The sequence below is a fragment of the Pseudomonas sp. KH_046_2 genome, assembly GCF_057838985.1.
Genome location: NZ_CM174480.1, coordinates 5,158,364 through 5,177,441, shown reverse-complemented (window position 1 = coordinate 5,177,441; position 19,078 = coordinate 5,158,364). Strand labels below are relative to the sequence as shown.

Genomic DNA, 19,078 nt, shown 5'->3' with positions numbered 1-19,078 from the left:
TCGTGTCTCTGATCGCTTCTGACCACTTCCGCATCGTTGTCGGCCTCGGCAAGAGCGGCATGTCCCTGGTTCGCTTCCTGGCGAATCGGGGCGTGGCGTTTGCCGTGGCCGATACGCGGGAAAATCCACCGGAACTGGCCACGCTCAAGCGTGACTATCCGCACGTGGAAGTGCGTTGTGGCGAGCTGGACGTCGAATTCCTGTGCCGTGCCGACGAGCTCTACGTGAGCCCCGGCCTGGCGCTGGCGACCCCGGCCCTGCAGGCTGCCGCCGCCCGTGGCGTGAAGCTGTCCGGCGACATCGAGCTGTTCGCGCGGAACGCGAAGGCGCCGATCGTGGCCATCAGCGGTTCCAACGCGAAAAGTACCGTGACCACGCTGGTCGGCGAGATGGCGGCGGCGGCCGGCAAACGAGTTGCCGTCGGTGGCAATCTCGGTACCCCGGCGTTGGACTTGCTCAGCGACGACATCGATTTGTACGTGATGGAACTGTCGAGTTTCCAGCTGGAAACCACCGATCAGCTCAACGCCGAAGTGGCGACCGTGCTCAACATCAGCGAAGACCACATGGACCGTTACAGCGGTCTGCCGGCCTATCACCTGGCCAAGCACCGGATCTTCCGGGGCGCCAGGCAGTTCGTGGTCAATCGCCAGGACGCTTTGAGTCGTCCGTTGATGGGCGAGGGCCAGCCGTGCTGGACCTTCGGCCTGAGCAAACCCGATTTCAAGGCCTTCGGTATCCGTGAAGACGGCGGCGAGAAATACCTGGCCTTCGAATTCCAGAACCTGATGCCGGTGCGCGAATTGAAGATTCGTGGCGCCCACAATCAGTCCAACGCCCTGGCGGCCCTGGCACTGGGCCATGCGATTGGCCTGCCGTTCGATGCCATGTTGTCGAGCCTGCGCACCTTCGCCGGTCTCGAGCATCGCTGCCAATGGGTCCGCGACCTCGACGGCGTGGGCTACTACAACGATTCCAAGGCCACCAACGTCGGTGCCGCACTGGCGGCCATCGAAGGCCTGGGCGCGGACATCGACGGCAAGGTCGTGCTGATCGCCGGTGGCGACGGCAAGGGTGCCGAGTTCAAGGACCTGCGCGATCCGGTGGCGGCCAACTGCCGCGCCGTGGTTCTGATGGGCCGCGATTCCGACAAGATCGGCGAGGCCATCGGTGATGCCGTACCGCTGATCCGCGCCGGCTCCCTGGTCGAAGCCGTCGAGCAATGCCGTGCCGCAGCCCAGCCGGGTGATGTGGTGCTGCTGTCGCCAGCTTGCGCCAGTTTCGACATGTTCAAGAACTACGAAGACCGTGGTCACCAGTTCGTCCAAGCCGTGGAGGATCTGGCATGAGTCTGATGAACATCATCAAGCCGTATCCATCGCCACTGATCACCGGGCGCGGCATCGACCTCGACTTCCCGATGCTCGCCGGTTGCCTGACGCTGCTCGGCCTGGGGCTGATCATGATCGCCTCGGCATCGACCGAAGTGGCGGCCGTGCAGTCGGGCAGTGCCCTGTATTACATGATTCGCCACCTTATTTATGCGGTGCTGGGCCTGGGGGCCTGCATCGTCACCATGATGATCCCGATCGCCACCTGGCAACGCCTGGGCTGGCTGATGCTGCTGGGGGCGTTCGGCTTGCTGGTGATGGTGATCATTCCGGGGATCGGCCGTGAGGTTAACGGCTCGATGCGCTGGATCGGCTTCAGTTTCTTCAACGTCCAGCCTTCCGAGATCGCCAAGGTGTTCGTGGTGATCTACCTCGCCGGTTATCTGGTGCGTCGCCAGAAAGAAGTGCGCGAAAGCTGGATGGGCTTCTTCAAGCCGTTCATCGTGCTGCTGCCGATGGCGGGCCTGCTGCTGATGGAGCCGGACTTCGGTGCCACCGTGGTGATGATGGGGGCGGCGGCGGCGATGCTGTTCCTTGGCGGGGTCGGGCTGTTCCGTTTTTCCCTGATGGTGGTCCTGGCCGTCGGCGCGGTGGTGCTGTTGATTCAGATGCAGCCGTATCGAATGGCGCGCCTGACCAACTTTGCCGACCCGTGGGCCGACCAGTTCGGCGCCGGCTATCAGCTGTCCCAGGCCTTGATCGCCTTCGGTCGCGGCGAATGGCTGGGCGTCGGCCTGGGCAACAGCGTGCAGAAACAGTTCTACCTGCCGGAAGCCCACACCGACTTCGTGTTCTCGGTCCTGGCCGAAGAGCTGGGTGCGGTGGGTTCGTTGTGCACCGTGGCACTGTTCGTCTTCGTGTGTATTCGTGGCATGTACATCGGTTTGTGGGCTGAAAAGGCCAAGCAATTTTTCGCGGCTTACGTGGCATACGGTCTGTCGTTCCTGTGGATCGGTCAATTCCTGATCAACATCGGCGTGAACGTCGGCCTGCTGCCGACCAAGGGTCTGACCCTGCCGTTCCTCAGTTATGGCGGTAGTTCGTTGGTGATCTGCTGCGCCTGTCTCGGCTTGTTGCTGCGCATCGAGTGGGAGAGTCGAACCCACCTGGGCAGTGAAGAGATGGAGTTCCATGAGAGCGACTTCGCCGAGGAGCCGAACCATGGGCGCTAACGTCATGATCATGGCCGGCGGCACTGGTGGCCACGTGTTCCCGGCGCTGGCCTGTGCCCGCGAATTCCAGGCGCGCGGCTATACCGTGCACTGGCTCGGCACTCCGCGTGGGATCGAGAACGATCTGGTGCCGGCGGCCGGTATCGAGCTGCATCGGATCAACGCCAGCGGTCTGCGGGGCAAGGGCAAATTGTCCCTGCTCAAGGCACCGTTCATGCTGTTCAAGTCGGTCTGGCAGGCGCGGGCGATCATTCGCCGTCTGCAACCGGTCTGTGTCGTGGGATTTGGTGGCTTTGTGACCGGTCCTGGTGGCGTTGCGGCAAAACTGGCCGGCGTGCCGGTGATCGTTCACGAACAGAACGCCGTGGCCGGTACCGCCAATCGGTTGCTGGTGCCGTTGGCCGCCCGAGTCTGTGAAGCGTTCCCCGACACCTTTACCCTGTCGGACAGCCGCCGGACCACCGGTAATCCGGTGCGCACCGAGCTGTTCCTCGAGACATCGCGACCTGCCCTGGCCGGTCGCAAGGCGCGTTTGCTGATCCTGGGCGGAAGCCTGGGCGCAGAGCCGTTGAACAAGTTGCTGCCTGAAGCCCTGTCGCAAGTCGCTGCCGATCTGCGTCCGGAAGTGTTCCATCAGGCCGGCAAAAACCACGATGAAGTGACTGCAGAGCGCTATCGCGCGGCTGGCGTCGAGGCGCAGGTGCAGCCTTTCATCAAAGACATGGCCCAAGCCTACAGCTGGGCCGACCTGGTGGTATGTCGCGCAGGCGCGCTGACCATCAGTGAACTGGCCGCCGCCGGTCTGCCCTCGATGCTGGTGCCTTTGCCTCATGCCATCGACGATCACCAGACCCGCAACGCCGAATATTTGGCCCGTGAAGGCGCAGCCTTCCTGATGCCACAAAGAACGACTGGCGCAGCGGATCTTGCCGCTCGCCTGACAGAGGTCCTGATGCAACCACAACGACTCAACGAAATGGCTAGCGCGGCACGCCGCCTGGCCAAACCCGATGCCACCCGTAACGTGGTCGATAGCTGCCTGGAGGTGGCCCATGGTTGAGAGTCAGAAAGCCATGCCGCAACCGGAAATGCGCCGCATCCGCCGCATCCACTTCGTCGGTATCGGCGGCGTGGGCATGTGCGGGATTGCCGAAGTGCTGCTGAACCTGGGTTATGCCGTGTCCGGCTCTGACCTGAAGGCTTCGCCGGTGACCGAGCGTCTGGAGTCCTTCGGGGCGCAGATCTTCATCGGCCATCGCGCCGAGAACGCCGCCGCTGCTGACGTGCTGGTGGTGTCGAGCGCCGTGAACACGTCCAACCCGGAAGTCGCTACCGCGCTGGAACGCCGTATCCCGGTTGTGCCACGCGCAGAAATGCTGGCTGAGCTGATGCGTTATCGCCACGGCATCGCCGTTGCCGGTACCCACGGCAAAACCACCACCACCAGCCTGATCGCTTCGGTGTTCGCCGCCGGTGGCCTGGACCCGACATTCGTCATTGGTGGACGCCTGAATGCCGCGGGCACCAATGCCCAGCTCGGCACCAGCCGCTACCTGATCGCCGAAGCCGACGAAAGCGACGCCAGCTTCCTGCACTTGCAGCCGCTGGTGGCCGTGGTCACCAACATCGACGCCGATCACATGGCGACCTACGACGGTGACTTCAACAAGCTGAAGAAAACCTTCGTCGAATTCCTCCACAACCTGCCGTTCTACGGTCTGGCGGTGGTGTGCCTGGACGATCCGGTGGTGCGTGAAATCCTCCCGCAGGTCAAACGCCCGACGGTCACCTATGGTTTCGGCGAAGACTGCGACGTGCGTGCCATCAACGTGCGCCAGCAAGGCATGCAGACCTTCTTCACCGTGTTGCGTCCTGACCGCGAGCCGCTGGATGTTTCGGTCAACATGCCGGGCAACCACAATGTATTGAACGCACTGGCGACCATCTGCATCGCCACCGACGAAGGCGTCAGCGATGAAGCCATCGTCCAGGGCCTGTCCGGGTTCCAGGGTGTCGGCCGACGCTTTCAGGTCTACGGCGAACTGCCGGTGGACGGCGGCAATGTGATGCTGGTCGATGACTACGGTCACCACCCGACGGAAGTCGCGGCCGTGATCAAGGCCGTACGCGGCGGCTGGCCGGAGCGCCGCCTGGTGATGGTCTACCAGCCGCACCGTTACAGCCGCACCCGCGACCTGTACGACGATTTCGTCAATGTACTGGCCGACGCCAACGTACTGCTGCTGATGGAAGTCTATCCGGCCGGCGAAGAGCCGGTCCCGGGGGCCGACAGCCGCAAGCTGTGCAACAGCATCCGTCAGCGTGGCCAGCTTGACCCGATCTACATCGAGCGTGGTGTCGACCTCGCACCAGTGGTCAAGCCGCTGCTGCGCGCCGGCGACATCCTGCTGTGCCAGGGCGCCGGCGATGTCGGCGGTCTCGCACCAAAACTGTTGAAAAGCGAGTTGTTCGCCGGTGCCGTTGCCGCGCCGGAGAAGGGGAAGTTGAAATGAGTGCTGCCTACGCCAACCTGGTCTCCACGATCGCGCCGAAAGACTTCGGCCGCGTCGCCGTGCTGTTCGGCGGCAAGAGCGCCGAGCGCGAAGTGTCCCTGAAGTCGGGTAACGCCGTTCTGGATGCACTGCAAAGCGCCGGTGTGGACGCGTTCGGCCTCGACGTGGGCGATGACCTGCTGCAGCGTCTGCAGAGCGAAAAGATCGACCGCGCCTTCATCATCCTCCACGGCCGTGGCGGTGAAGACGGCAGCATGCAGGGCCTGCTCGAATGCCTGGGCATTCCGTACACCGGCAGCGGCATCCTGGCTTCGGCCCTGGCGATGGACAAACTGCGCACCAAGCAGGTCTGGCACAGCCTGGGCATTCCGACGCCACGTCACGCGGTACTGAGCAGCGAGGCCGATTGTATTTCTGCGGCGACGGAACTGGGCTTCCCTTTGATCGTCAAACCGGCCCATGAAGGTTCAAGTATCGGTATGGCCAAAGTGAGTTCTGCGTCCGAATTGATCGACGCATGGAAAGCGGCCAGTACCTACGATTCGCAAGTCTTGGTCGAGCAATGGATTCACGGTCCGGAGTTCACCATCGCCACCCTGCGTGACCAGGTGTTGCCACCGATTGCCCTGGGCACGACGCACAGCTTCTACGACTACGACGCCAAGTACATCGCCAACGATACCCAGTACCGCATTCCGTGCGGTCTGGACAGCGCCAAGGAAAAGGAACTCATGGACCTCACGGCGAAAGCCTGTGAAGCGCTGGGTATCGCCGGTTGGGGCAGGGCAGACGTGATGCAGGACGCCGAAGGGCAGTTCTGGTTCCTGGAAGTCAACACCGCACCGGGCATGACCGATCACAGCCTGGTGCCGATGGCGGCCCGTGCCGCCGGTCTGGATTTCCAACAACTGGTCCTGGCCATTCTGGCCGAGAGCGTTGCCGGCAATGCTGCCGGTAACCAAGAGTCGACGAGAGGTTAAGGCCATGCAAGGCGCTCAGCTCAGACATCAGCCTTCCGCACCGACCGGCCGCAAGCCGGTACCGCGGGGTGCCAGCCGAATGGTGGCCAAAGAGCCGATGTCCGCGCGCCTGCCGAAAGCCAACTTCGGTTTTCTCAAAGCGTTGTTCTGGCCGGTACTGCTGGTGGCGTTGGGGTTCGGTACTTACGAAGGCGCGACACGGTTGTTGCCGTATGCCGACCGGCCGATCACCAGGATCAACGTGCAGGGCGACCTGAGCTACATCAGCCAGCAAGCGGTGCAGCAGCGGATCGCCCCGTACGTGGCGTCGAGCTTCTTCACCATCGACCTGGCGAGCATGCGCACCGAGCTTGAAACGATGCCATGGATTGCCCACGCCGAAGTGCGCCGGGTGTGGCCGGATCAAGTGGTGATCCGCCTGGAAGAACAACTGCCGGTGGCCCGATGGGGCGACGAGTCGCTGTTGAACAACCAGGGCCAGGCCTTCACCCCGCGCGAACTGGCGAACTATGAACACCTGCCACAGCTGTTCGGCCCACAGCGGGCCCCGCAGCAAGTGATGCAGCAATACCAGGTGCTGAGCCAGATGCTCAGGCCGCTGGGCTTCTCGATTGCACGCCTGGAACTGCGTGATCGCGGCAGCTGGTTCCTGACCACCGGCCCCGGCAGCGCGGGTCCCGGGATCGAACTGCTGCTGGGACGCGGCAACCAGGTGGAAAAGATGCGCCGTTTCATCGCCATCTATGACAAGACGCTCAAAGAACAGATTACGAACATTGCGCGCATCGATCTGCGCTACGCCAACGGCCTCGCTGTTGGCTGGCGGGAACCTGTAGCGCCCACGGCAGCCCAACCCGCTGTCGCGAAGAATTAAGAAGAGGCAGGACCCATGGCAAACGTGCAAAGCGGCAAAATGATCGTCGGTCTCGATATCGGCACCTCCAAGGTGGTGGCGCTGGTGGGCGAGGTCGCGGACGACGGCACGCTGGAAATCGTCGGGATCGGTACCCATCCGTCCCGTGGCCTGAAAAAAGGCGTGGTGGTGAACATCGAATCCACCGTGCAATCGATCCAGCGCGCCATCGAAGAAGCGCAGCTGATGGCTGGTTGCCGCATTCACTCGGCGTTCGTCGGTGTGGCCGGCAATCACATCCGCAGCCTGAACTCCCACGGCATCGTGGCGATTCGTGATCGCGAAGTCAGCTCGGCGGACCTCGAGCGTGTGCTCGACGCCGCCCAGGCAGTGGCGATCCCGGCTGACCAGCGCGTGCTGCACACCCTGCCGCAGGATTACGTGATCGATAACCAGGAAGGCGTCCGCGAACCGCTGGGCATGTCCGGCGTGCGTCTGGAAGCCAAGGTCCACGTGGTCACCTGCGCCGTCAACGCTGCACAGAACATTGAAAAATGCGTGCGCCGCTGCGGTCTGGAAATCGACGACATCATTCTCGAGCAACTGGCTTCCGCGTACTCGGTACTGACCGATGACGAGAAAGAACTGGGCGTGTGCCTGGTGGACATCGGTGGCGGTACCACTGACATCGCGATCTTCACCGAAGGCGCGATCCGTCACACCGCGGTGATCCCGATTGCCGGTGACCAGGTGACCAACGACATCGCCATGGCGTTGCGCACTCCGACCCAGTACGCCGAAGAAATCAAGATCCGCTACGCCTGCGCCCTGGCCAAACTGGCCGGTGCCGGTGAAACCATCAAGGTGCCAAGCGTCGGCGACCGTCCGCCGCGCGAACTGTCCCGCCAGGCCCTGGCCGAAGTGGTCGAGCCGCGCTACGACGAACTGTTCACGCTGATCCAGGCCGAACTGCGCCGCAGCGGCTACGAAGACCTGATCCCGGCCGGCATCGTGCTGACCGGTGGTACGTCGAAGATGGAAGGCGCTACCGAACTGGCTGAGGAAATTTTCCACATGCCGGTGCGCCTGGGCGTGCCTCATGGCGTGAAAGGTCTGGATGACGTAGTGCGCAACCCGATCTATTCCACTGGCGTCGGCCTGTTGATGTACGGCCTGCAGAAACAGTCCGACGGCATCTCGTTCTCGGGCATCGGCAGCCGCGACAGCTACAGCAACGAAGAGCCACAGGCTCCGCTGCTGGACCGCCTGAAGAAGTGGGTCCAGGGCAATTTCTGAAGATTTACCGCAATACCGTTATACCGAAGCACGCAGTAGGCGAAAAAACTAGAGAATTGAAAGGAGAGGGAAAATGTTCGAACTCGTAGACAACATCCCCGCAAGCCCGGTAATCAAAGTTATCGGTGTCGGCGGTGGCGGCGGCAACGCTGTCAACCACATGGTCAAGAGCAACATTGAAGGCGTTGAGTTCATCTGCGCCAACACTGATGCCCAGGCGCTGAAATCCATCGGCGCGCGGACCATCCTGCAACTGGGTACCGGTGTGACCAAGGGCCTGGGCGCTGGCGCCAACCCTGAAGTAGGTCGTCAGGCCGCTCTCGAAGACCGTGAGCGCATTGCCGAAGTCCTGCAGGGCACCAACATGGTGTTCATCACCACTGGCATGGGCGGAGGTACCGGTACCGGTGCTGCGCCGATCATTGCCGAAGTGGCCAAGGAAATGGGCATCTTGACCGTTGCGGTCGTGACTCGTCCGTTCCCGTTCGAAGGTCGTAAGCGCATGCAGATCGCCGACGAAGGCATCCGTCTGCTGTCTGAAAGCGTCGACTCGTTGATCACCATTCCCAACGAGAAGCTGCTGACCATCCTCGGTAAAGACGCCAGCCTGCTGTCGGCTTTCGCCAAGGCTGACGATGTACTGGCCGGTGCCGTTCGCGGTATCTCCGACATCATCAAGCGTCCGGGCATGATCAACGTCGACTTCGCCGACGTGCGTACCGTGATGAGCGAAATGGGCATGGCGATGATGGGCACTGGCTGCGCCAGCGGTCCGAACCGTGCACGTGAAGCGACCGAAGCGGCCATCCGCAATCCGCTGCTCGAAGACGTGAACCTGCAAGGCGCACGCGGCATCCTGGTGAACATCACTGCCGGTCCTGACCTGTCCCTGGGTGAGTACTCCGACGTGGGTAGCATCATCGAAGCCTTCGCTTCCGAGCACGCGATGGTCAAGGTCGGTACCGTTATCGATCCGGACATGCGCGACGAGCTGCACGTGACTGTCGTTGCCACCGGCCTGGGCGCTAAAATCGAGAAGCCTGTGAAGGTCATCGACAACACCGTCCATACTTCGATGTCTGCACAGCCACAACAACAGTCCCCTGTTCGTCAGGAAGCTCCAGCGGTGAACTACCGTGACCTGGACCGTCCGACCGTCATGCGCAACCAGGCCCAGGCCGGTGCTGCGACTGCCGCGAAGATGAATCCGCAAGATGACCTGGACTACCTGGACATCCCGGCTTTCCTGCGTCGTCAGGCCGATTGATGGAATGTATCAGGGCTATGAAGGTGATTGGTGTTCAGCAAAGGCTCGGTCTGCTATCATCGCCAGCCTTTGTTGATACCAGTTCGCAATTTGCGCTGAAGCGGCCCAAGCCATGATTAAACAACGCACACTGAAAAATATTATCCGTGCCACAGGTGTAGGCCTGCACTCCGGGGAGAAGGTCTACCTGACCCTCAAGCCTGCGCCTGTCGACACTGGCATTGTGTTTTGTCGCGCTGACCTCGACCCTGTGGTGCAGATCCCTGCCCGCGCGGAAAACGTCGGTGAAACCACTATGTCGACCACGCTGATCAATGGCGACGTCAAAGTGGACACGGTAGAGCACTTGCTCTCGGCCATGGCTGGCCTGGGCATCGATAACGCCTACGTCGAGCTCTCCGCGTCCGAAGTCCCGATCATGGATGGCAGCGCTGGACCCTTCGTATTCCTGATTCAATCGGCAGGCCTGGAAGAACAGGACGCCGCCAAGAAATTCATCCGCATCCTGCGTGAAGTGACAGTGGAAGACGGCGACAAGCGCGCCACTTTCGTCCCTTTCGAAGGGTTCAAGGTGAGCTTCGAGATCGATTTCGATCACCCGGTTTTCCGGGACCGCACCCAAAGTGCAAGCGTGGATTTTTCCAGCACTTCGTTCGTAAAAGAAGTCAGCCGCGCCCGTACTTTCGGTTTCATGAGTGACATCGAGTACCTGCGCAAGCACAACCTCGCACTCGGCGGCAGCGTTGAAAACGCAATCGTGGTCGACGCCGATGGCGTACTGAACGAAGACGGCCTTCGCTATGAAGACGAATTCGTGAAGCACAAGATCCTCGATGCAATTGGCGACCTCTATCTGCTGGGCAATAGCCTGATTGGTGAGTTCAAGGGCTTCAAGTCCGGCCACGCACTGAACAACCAGCTGCTGCGCAAGTTGATTGAGCAGACAGATGCCTGGGAAGTCGTGACGTTCGAAGACGCCAGCACCGCACCAATCTCTTACATGCGCCCGGTTGCGGCGGTGTAAGCAAAAAACCTCTCTAGTTTTTTAAAGGCTGCCTTCGGGTGGCCTTTTTTTATGTCCGAAGTTTGTAGTGCCCGGGCTGGCCTCATCGCGAGCAGGCTCGCTCCTACAGTGGATTGCATTCCCTTGTAGGAGCGAGCCTGCTCGCGATGACGTCCGTCCACCCAACAAAAAAATCAGCCGGCGCACACCACCCGGTTACGCCCCCCTTCCTTGGCCTGATACAGCGCCTTGTCCGCGCTGAACAGCAATTGCTCCAGGTTGATATCGCTGGCTGCAGTCCAGGTGGCAATACCGATACTTACGCTCATCGGCGGCTCACCGGCGTCCACCAGTTGCAGTTTCTGCACCGCCTCGCGGATGTGCTCGGCGATCTGCTTCGCGCCTTCACTGCCAGTTTCGGCCAGGACCACCGAAAACTCTTCACCGCCATAGCGAGCCACCAGATCCGTCGGGCGATGGACATTGGCGCGGATGACCTCGGCCAAAGCCCGCAAGGCTTCGTCGCCGGCCTGATGCCCGTGCCGGTCATTGAAGGCCTTGAAGTGATCGGCATCGATCATCAGCAACGACAACGGCTTGCCGCTACGCTGCGCGCGAAACCATTCATGGCGCAGGGTCTGATCAAGGGATCGACGGTTGGCCACACCGGTCAAGGCATCGGTGGCCGCCAGTTGCGCCAATTCCTGTTCGGCATATTGGCGCCGTCGCAGCTCGCGGCAGAGCAGCCAGGTCAGCCACAACAGGCCGATGCACAAAACCCCTGTTGCACCGCTGATCACATAGGCCGTGCGGTTCCAGGTGGCGAACACTTCATCGATGGAAAGGGCCACGATGACGGTCAGCGGCAGATTGCCGACTCGGGTAAAGGTGTACAGGCGCGGTTGATGATCGACACTCGACACGCTTTCAAAGGTGCCACTGCGCTCGTGCAGCATGCGTACGACGTTGGGACGGCTGGAGATGCTTTTGCCGATGGCGTTTTGTTCCCGGTACGGTTTTTGCGCCAGAAGAATCCCGTCGTCATTGATGATGCCCAGCGTACTGCCGTTGCCGATGTCGAGGCTGCTGAACAGCTGATCGAAATAGCTCATGCGCATCGAGGCCACCGCGACCCCCAGGAACTCCCCCGTGGGCGATGAAATGCGCCGACTGAAACTGATGCGCCATTCGTCGCGGTCATCGCAGTCGCAGCGTGGCTTGAACGGCCGGCTGATAAACATACCGGTGTCGCGATTGAAGGCATGGGCCAGGAAATAATCGCGGTCAGCGAAGTTGCCCGGTTTCGGTTCGATCAATGAGGAGTCGGCCAGCACGTCGCCGTGCTTGTCCAGCAGCAGGATGTCACCCTTGTAGCGTGCGGTGGTGGAGCGGTCGAACAACACCAGATGACGGATCTGCGGTGCAACCTGTTTAAGGTCGTCCCGTTGGGCGGCAGCGATCAGGCCTTGCAAGGTCAAGTCATAGAGCTCGACTGTGCGCAGGACATCGGCATCAATCAGCTGCGCGATGGTGGTCGCGCTGCGTGTGGCGGTCTGCTGGGCGTTGGCGTGTTCGCGGATCAGCAGGAAAGTGACGATGCACAGGATCGAGATGACTGTCAGGGTGCTGCCGAAGATCACCATGATCTCGGGTCGCCCGGTCGGGCCTTGAAAATGTGCGGTGCGGCTTGCGGTCATAGGGCTGACGTCTGCTAAAGGGACGCTCTAAGCGTAGTTGCATAAACGTAGCAGCCGAGTGAATCCTTCCTGTTGCTCGAGCGCGGTTACGGCAACAGTTGATGAAATGCGCTTTTGTGGCGAGGGAGCTTGCTCCCGTTCGGCTTCGCAGCAGTCGCAGGTCCGAGGAATTTGGACTGCCTGAAAGAACGCGAACACTGGTTTTTAGGGCCGCTTCGCAGCCCAGCGCGAGCAAGCTCGCTCGCCACAGGGGGGAAGTGGTTCAGGAAAGTAGAGGATCAGACGGGAAGATGGATGCCGAACGTATTCATCCCATGATCACTGCGCACAAACACATCCCCGCCATGCATCAGCGCAATCGCCTTGACGATGGCCAGCCCCAGACCGTGATTGTGGCCGCTGTTGCTGCGCGACGCATCGACCCGGTAGAAGCGTTCGAACAGGCGCGGCAGATGTTCGCTGGCAATCGGCGAACCGGGGTTGGCGACGCCGATGCTGACTTGATGCTCCTGGGCTTCGATCCGTACTTGAATCACCTGCCCGGGCGCGGTGTGCTGCACCGCGTTATTCAACAAGTTGATCAACGCCCGGCGCAGATGGGCGATCTCGATCCGCACTTGCGCGTCACCACTGACCTGGACCTGGACCTGAGCGTCTTCGAGAATGAAGTCCAGATATTCCAGGGTCGTTGCCACCTCATCGGCCAGCGAGGTCGAGGTGAGTTTGGTCGCCTTGCTGCCCTGATCGGCGCTGGCGAGGAACAGCATGTCGTTGATGATCGAGCGCAGTCGCTCGAGCTCTTCGAGGTTCGATTGCAGCACTTCGAAGTAATGCTCCGCGGAGCGTCCGCGGGTCAACGCAACCTGGGTCTGGCCGATCAGGTTGGTCAGTGGCGAGCGCAGTTCGTGGGCGACATCGGCGTTGAATGACTCAAGACGCGAGTAGGCCTGCTCGACCCGTTCCAGGGTCGAGTTGAACGAGCTGACGAATTGATCGAGTTCCGGCGGCAACGGTGACAATCGCAAGCGTCCCGAGCGCAACGGCGGGGCCAGGCGCTGGGCTTCCTGGGACAGTTTGATCAGCGGCTTGAGCCCGATCCGCGCCACCCAATAGCCCAGTGCCGAGGCCAGCAGCACACCGACAATCGCCAGGCTGATCAGCGCGACCAGCAGGTGATGTTGGGTATGGAAAAACGTTTCGGTGTCGATGGCGATCATGAAACGCAGCGCTGGGCGCTGGTCCTTGGCCGGGAATTCGCTGACCAGCACTTTCAGCGGATACAGGTGATCCGGCAGATGCATGTCGCGCGTGCCCAGCGGCCCTTGGGCAAAGGCGCGGACCTGCGGGGTCAGGTTGCCGTATTCGTAGTGTGGATCGCCGCTGATGATCCAGAAACTGATGCGCTTGTCTTCTTCGCTCAGCAGATTGAGCTTGTTGTTGATCTTCACCCAGTGCTCGGGCGTGCCATAACGGCCGACCGTGGATTCGAGCACGCTGTAGCGCGCATCCAGTTCGGCTTCGGGCAACAGGCCCAGACCTTTGTCGACCTGCTGGTACAGCGCCCAACCGATCAACAGAAAGACCAGCAGCGCCACCAGCGTGAACATCCCGCTCAGACGCAGGGCGATGGAATTACTGGACACCACGGCTCTCCAGCACATAACCCATGCCACGAATGGTGTGCAGCAGTTTCTCTTCGAACGGCCCGTCAAGCTTGGCCCGCAGGCGTTTGATCGCGACTTCGACGACGTTGGCGTCGCTGTCGAAATTGATGTCCCAGACCATTTCGGCAATGGCGGTTTTCGAGAGGATTTCACCCTGGCGCCGGGCCAGCACGCTGAGCAGCGAGAACTCCTTGGCGGTCAGGTCCAGGCGTGTGCCGGCGCGGGTGGCCTTGCGGCTGATCAAATCTATCCACAGGTCGGCGATGCTCACCTGCACGGGTTCATGGCCGCCGCTACGGCGGGTCAGCGCTTGCAGTCGTGCCACCAGTTCCAGGAAGGAAAACGGTTTGCCCAGATAGTCATCGGCGCCTTCACGCAGGCCCTTGATGCGATCTTCCACACGCTCGCGGGCGGTGAGCATGATCACCGGGGTTTGCTTGCGCGCACGCAAGGCGCGCAACACACCGAAGCCGTCGAGGCCCGGCAGCATCACGTCGAGGACGATCACCGCGTAGTCGCTCTCCAGCGCCAGGTGCAGACCTTCCACACCATCGCGGGCCAGATCCACGGTGAAACCCTGTTCCGTCAGGCCGCAATGCAGATAGTCCGCGGTTTTTTCTTCGTCTTCGATAATCAGAACGCGCATGACCCGCCTCAGTCTGTGGTCGCCAGCGCCGGTACGGGCGAAGGTTTGGGCCTATGAAATAACCGCTCCAGCCACAAATATATGACCGGCGTGGTGAACAGCGTCAGCGCCTGGCTCACCAGCAAACCTCCGACCACCGCGATCCCCAGGGGCTGGCGCAACTCGGCACCGGTGCCATAGCCGAGCATCAGCGGCAGGGCGCCGAGCAGGGCGGCGAGGGTGGTCATGATGATCGGCCGGAACCGCGTGATACAGGCCTTGAAAATCGCTTCTTCAGGCGACAGCCCGCCATTGCGCTGCGCTTCGAGGGCAAAGTCGATCATCAGGATGCCGTTCTTTTTCACGATACCGATCAGCAACACCAGCCCGATCAGCGCCATGATCGAAAAGTCCTGGCCGCAGATCCACAACATGATCACCGCGCCGAGGCCCGCCGAAGGCAAAGTCGAAATGATCGTCAGCGGGTGCACGAAGCTCTCGTAGAGCACGCCGAGAATGATGTACACCGCTAACAGCGCCGCCAGGATCAGCCACGGCTGGCTGGCCAGCGAACTCTGGAACGCCTGGGCCGCGCCCTGGAAATTGCCGCTGATGGCGGTCGGCATGCCGATGTCGGCCTTGGCCTGGTTGAGCATGATCACTGCATCGCCCAACGCCACGCCGGGGGCGAGGTTGAACGACAGGTTGGCGGCGGGGAACATCCCGTCATGGGCGATGGACAGCGGGCCGATGGTCGGCGCATCGAAGCGGGCAAGGGCCGACAACGGCACCATTTCCCCGCTCAGTGGCGAGCGCAGGTAGAAATAGTTGAGGCTTTCGGCCTTGCCGCGCTGTTTGGTGTCCAGTTCCAGGATCACGTTGTACTGGTTGACCTGGGTCTGGAATTCATTGACCTGGCGCTGGCCGAAGGCATCGTACAGTGCTTCGTCGACGTCGCTGGCGGTGAGGCCGAAACGTGCCGCGGCGCTGCGGTCGATGCTGATGTGGGTAATGCTGCCGCCCAGTTGCAGGTCGTTGGAAATGTCGCGGAACGCCGGGTTGGCGCGCAGTTTTTCCGTCAGGCGCTGGGTCCAGGTGCTGAGTGTGCCGCCGTCGTTGCTCTTGAGTACGTATTGGTACTGGGCACGGCTCGGGCCTGAGCTGAGGTTGATGTCTTGCCCTGCACGCAGGTACAGGACGATGCCCGGGACTTTCATCAGTTGCGGGCGAATCCGGTCAATGAACTGGCTGGCCGAGACGTCGCGATCCCCGCGTTTTTTCAGGGTGATCCAGAAGCGGCCGTTGGCAATGGTCTGGTTGCTGCCCGAGACGCCGACTGAGTGCGAGAAGGTTTCGACAGCGGGGTCGGCGGCAACGATTTCGGCCATCGCCAGGTGTTTTTTCACCATATCGCCGTAGGAAATGTCCGCAGCTGCTTCGGTGGTGCCGAGGACGAAGCCAGTGTCCTGAATCGGGAAGAAACCTTTAGGAATGAAGATGTAACCGGCGACGGCCAGCCCCAGCGACAAAGCGAACACGCCGATCATCAATTTCTGGTGGGCGAGGGCATGGCGCAGGCCTTTTTCGTACCACGCCAACAGGCGCTCACCGAACCCCGGCTTGTCGTGGGCATGATGCGCTGGCGCGCGCATGAACAGCGCAGCGAGGGTCGGTGCCAACGTCAGTGAAACCACTACCGAAATCAAGATGGTGGAGGTGGCGGTCAGGGCGAACTCCTTGAACAGCCGGCCGACCACACCGCCCATGAACAGCAGCGGAATGAACGCCGCCACCAGCGAGAAACTGATCGACACCACGGTAAATCCGATCTCTCCGGCCCCTTTGATCGCCGCCTCGCGCATGCCGTCACCGGCCTCGAGATGTCGGTGGATGTTCTCCACCACCACGATCGCATCGTCCACCACAAAGCCCACGGCAACCACGATCGCCACCAGCGTGAGGTTGTTCAGGCTGAAGCCCATGACGTACATCAGCGCAAAGCTGGCGATCAGCGACACACCGAGCACTGCCGACACGATCAGCGTGGCCGACAGTTGGCGCAGGAACAGCGCCATCACCGCCACTACCAACATGATTGCAATCAGCAGGGTGATTTCCACTTCATGCAGCGAGGCACGGATGGTCTGGGTGCGGTCGATCAGCGTCTTGACCTGCACCGAGGCGGGGAGCATCGCTTCCAGTGCCGGCAAGGCGGCCTGGATGCGGTCCACTGTCTCGACGATGTTGGCGCCTGGCTGGCGGAAAATCACAAGGTTCACGCCCGGTTGCGAACCCGCCCACGCCTGAACGTAGGCATCTTCCGAACCGTTGACGACTTTCGCGACATCCTTGAGGTGAACCGGGGCACCGTCCTTGTAGGAAACGATCAACTGGCTGTATTCGTCTGGGTGGAACAACTGGTCGTTGGTCGACAGGGTTGAAATGCTCGATTCGCCGTACAGCGCCCCTTTGGCCAGGTTGAGGCTGGTCTGCTGGATCGCCAGGCGAATGTCCGCGAGGGTCAGGCCGATGGCGGCGAGTTTGTCGGCGGACACCTGGACGCGAATCGCCGGACGCTGCTGACCGGTGATGACGACCTGGCCTACACCGTCGACCTGACTGAGCTGACGGGACAACAGGGTTTCCGTCAGGTCGCTGAGCTCAGGGCCAGGCATCAGCGAGGAGTTGACGCTGAGGATCAGCACCGGGCTGTCGGCCGGGTTGACCTTGCGCCAGGTCGGCAGGTTCGGCATGTCCTTGGGCAGTTTGCCGGCAGCGGTGTTGATCGCTGCCTGGACTTCCTGGGCCGCGGTGTCGATGCTCTTGTCGAGGGTGAATTGCAGGGTCAGGTTGGTCGAGCCCAGTGCACTGCTCGACGTCATCTGGGTCACGCCGGGTATCGCGCTGAATTGCACTTCCAGGGGCGTGGCCACCGAGGACGCCATGGTTTCCGGGCTGGCACCGGGCAATTGTGCCGCGACCTGGATGGTCGGGAATTCCGCTTCCGGCAGCGGTGCAATCGGCAGGCGCGGGAAGGCAATCGCGCCCAGCAGCACCAAGGCAAATGTCAGCAGAATGGTGGCGACCGGGTGATCGATGCACCAGGCCGAGATCGAGCCGTGGCCCTTCATGGCGTCGGCTCCGATTGTACCACTTGCGGCGGCTCGGTCAGCACCTGTACCACCGAACCGGGCTTGAGACGCGATTGGCCATCGCTGACCAGTTGATCGCCAGCCTGCACGCCTTTGATGATGTTCAGGCCGCTGTCCTGATAGACCATCTGCACGGGTACGGTTTCGACTTTGTCGCCCTTGAGCCGGTAGACGTAATGTTGATCGAGGCCGCGCTGTACGACGTTGGGCGGTACGACCAGTGCATCTTTATCCAGTGCTGTCTGAATTTTCACTGTCACCAGAAGGCCCGGCCAGAGTTTCTGTGCGTCGTTGTCGAATTCGGCTTTGGCGCGGATGGTGCCGGTGTTGGCGTTGATCTGGTTGTCGATCAGGGTCAGGTGACCTTCGCCGAGTAGGTTGCCGGTTTCGCCGTCGGTGTCGGCCCCGATGTAGGCCTTGACCCGGGCGTGCTGTGGGTCGTTGATCAGGCCTTGCAGGGTCGGCAGCATTTGCTGCGGCAGGGAGAATTCCACAGCGATCGGGTCGATCTGGGTCACCGTGAACAGGCCTTGGGTGTCGGTCATGCGCAGGAAGTTGCCTTCATCCACGGTGCGAATGCCGACGCGACCGGTCACTGGGGAACGAATCTGTGTGTAGGAAAGTTGTACCTGAGCTGCGTCGATTGAAGCCTGATTGCCTTGGGCGGTGGCTTTGAGTTGGTTCACCAGCGCCTGTTGCTGGTCGTAGGTCTGCTTGGAAACGCCGTCGTCAACGCTCAGCAGTTTGTAGCGTTTAAGGTTGACCAGCGCCACTTGCAGCTGCGCCTGGCTTTCGCCGAGTTGTGCCCGGGCCTGGTCGAGGCTGGCACGGATCGAGCGGTCGTCGATGGTGGCCAGCAGGTCGTCTTTTTTCACCAGTTGGCCTTCCTTGACCATGATTTTGGTGAGAATGCCGTCGATTTGCGGGCGGACCACGACGCTGTGCAGGGACAGCACCGAACCGATGCCGCTGACGTAGCGCGGCACGTCTTTTTCGGCGACGGCGACTACGCGCACCGGGATGGCGGTGGGGGTGGCGAGTTTGGCCTTGGCCGGTTTGTTGGCGTACCACAGGCTCAGCGCTGCCAGGACGATCAGAAGGGCGACGAGCAGGGCGGGCTTTTTCTGGATTCGCATGCGAGTGGGGCGCCGGGGCTGGGTTTTTGGTCGAAGGGTAGTTTCCTTTATAAACCTGTTTGGTGGTCAGGAGGGTGACTGCTAACTGACGGCGCTGTCAGTTTGGCTGGGGCTTGGCGGCCTCTGGGCCGACCATGTTGTTGGTTGGCCGTGTACATATCCGTTTCTTTGGTAACGGCGGCTTATGGTTTCGCCCTGACGGCGACTCACTTTTTTTAACAAGCGCCTCAAAAAAAGTAAGCAAAAAAAGCGCTCGCCCCGAACGTCCGGCACCTCGCTGGGGCTCGGCGTTCCTTCGCTCCGGCATTCATCCGGGGGCATTGCCCTCC

14 protein-coding genes are annotated in these 19,078 nt (G+C 61.4%); 9 read left to right on the top strand and 5 right to left on the bottom strand.

Translation table 11 applies throughout. The features are described 5' to 3' along the window. Positions 1 to 2 precede the first annotated feature (2 nt). From murD to lpxC, 9 genes are all read left to right on the top strand, one after another. Positions 3 to 1,349: a UDP-N-acetylmuramoyl-L-alanine--D-glutamate ligase gene (gene murD / locus AC3IX1_RS23440; protein ID WP_489385998.1), complete on the top strand. Its 1,347-nt coding sequence runs from the start codon at positions 3 to 5 to the stop codon at positions 1,347 to 1,349. Next, complete coding sequence (ftsW, locus tag AC3IX1_RS23435; RefSeq protein ID WP_489385997.1) at positions 1,346 to 2,563, top strand: putative lipid II flippase FtsW; 1,218 nt, start codon at positions 1,346 to 1,348, stop codon at positions 2,561 to 2,563. The genes murD and ftsW overlap by 4 nt, the downstream gene beginning before the upstream one ends. After that, complete coding sequence (gene murG / locus AC3IX1_RS23430) at positions 2,553 to 3,623, top strand: undecaprenyldiphospho-muramoylpentapeptide beta-N-acetylglucosaminyltransferase (RefSeq protein ID WP_489385996.1); 1,071 nt, start codon at positions 2,553 to 2,555, stop codon at positions 3,621 to 3,623. The genes ftsW and murG overlap by 11 nt, the downstream gene beginning before the upstream one ends. Then, positions 3,616 to 5,076, top strand: coding sequence for a UDP-N-acetylmuramate--L-alanine ligase (murC, locus tag AC3IX1_RS23425; protein ID WP_489385995.1), 1,461 nt, complete (start codon positions 3,616 to 3,618; stop codon positions 5,074 to 5,076). The genes murG and murC overlap by 8 nt, the downstream gene beginning before the upstream one ends. Next, the gene (locus tag AC3IX1_RS23420) at positions 5,073 to 6,056 is read left to right on the top strand and encodes a D-alanine--D-alanine ligase (RefSeq protein WP_489385994.1); all 984 of its coding nucleotides are present in this window, start codon (positions 5,073 to 5,075) and stop codon (positions 6,054 to 6,056) included. Before murC ends, AC3IX1_RS23420 begins: the two co-directional genes overlap by 4 nt. A 4-nt stretch (positions 6,057 to 6,060) precedes the next feature. After that, a complete protein-coding gene (locus AC3IX1_RS23415; RefSeq protein ID WP_489385993.1) occupies positions 6,061 to 6,930 on the top strand; it encodes a cell division protein FtsQ/DivIB in 870 nt (289 codons plus the stop codon). Positions 6,931 to 6,945: 15 nt separating this feature from the next. After that, positions 6,946 to 8,205, top strand: coding sequence for a cell division protein FtsA (gene ftsA / locus AC3IX1_RS23410; RefSeq protein WP_007989901.1), 1,260 nt, complete (start codon positions 6,946 to 6,948; stop codon positions 8,203 to 8,205). 73 nt (positions 8,206 to 8,278) lie between these two features. Continuing rightward, complete coding sequence (gene ftsZ, locus AC3IX1_RS23405; protein ID WP_489385992.1) at positions 8,279 to 9,472, top strand: cell division protein FtsZ; 1,194 nt, start codon at positions 8,279 to 8,281, stop codon at positions 9,470 to 9,472. Positions 9,473 to 9,584: 112 nt separating this feature from the next. Next, complete coding sequence (lpxC, locus tag AC3IX1_RS23400) at positions 9,585 to 10,496, top strand: UDP-3-O-acyl-N-acetylglucosamine deacetylase (protein ID WP_007916984.1); 912 nt, start codon at positions 9,585 to 9,587, stop codon at positions 10,494 to 10,496. A gap of 173 nt (positions 10,497 to 10,669) precedes the next feature. On the opposite strand, the gene AC3IX1_RS23395 is transcribed toward lpxC, so the two are convergent. The 5 genes from AC3IX1_RS23395 to AC3IX1_RS23375 form a co-directional block, all read right to left on the bottom strand. Next, positions 10,670 to 12,172, bottom strand: a complete 1,503-nt coding sequence (locus AC3IX1_RS23395) for a diguanylate cyclase (RefSeq protein ID WP_489385991.1) — start codon at positions 12,170 to 12,172, stop codon at positions 10,670 to 10,672. A 278-nt stretch (positions 12,173 to 12,450) separates the two neighbouring features. Beyond that, positions 12,451 to 13,815: a heavy metal sensor histidine kinase gene (locus AC3IX1_RS23390; protein WP_489385990.1), complete on the bottom strand. Its 1,365-nt coding sequence runs from the start codon at positions 13,813 to 13,815 to the stop codon at positions 12,451 to 12,453. Then, positions 13,805 to 14,482, bottom strand: coding sequence for a heavy metal response regulator transcription factor (locus tag AC3IX1_RS23385; RefSeq protein WP_489385989.1), 678 nt, complete (start codon positions 14,480 to 14,482; stop codon positions 13,805 to 13,807). Before AC3IX1_RS23385 ends, AC3IX1_RS23390 begins: the two co-directional genes overlap by 11 nt. Positions 14,483 to 14,490: 8 nt before the next feature. Then, positions 14,491 to 17,592: a multidrug efflux RND transporter permease subunit gene (locus tag AC3IX1_RS23380; protein ID WP_489385988.1), complete on the bottom strand. Its 3,102-nt coding sequence runs from the start codon at positions 17,590 to 17,592 to the stop codon at positions 14,491 to 14,493. After that, positions 17,589 to 18,749: an efflux RND transporter periplasmic adaptor subunit gene (locus AC3IX1_RS23375; RefSeq protein WP_489385987.1), complete on the bottom strand. Its 1,161-nt coding sequence runs from the start codon at positions 18,747 to 18,749 to the stop codon at positions 17,589 to 17,591. Before AC3IX1_RS23375 ends, AC3IX1_RS23380 begins: the two co-directional genes overlap by 4 nt. Positions 18,750 to 19,078: the final 329 nt, after the last annotated feature.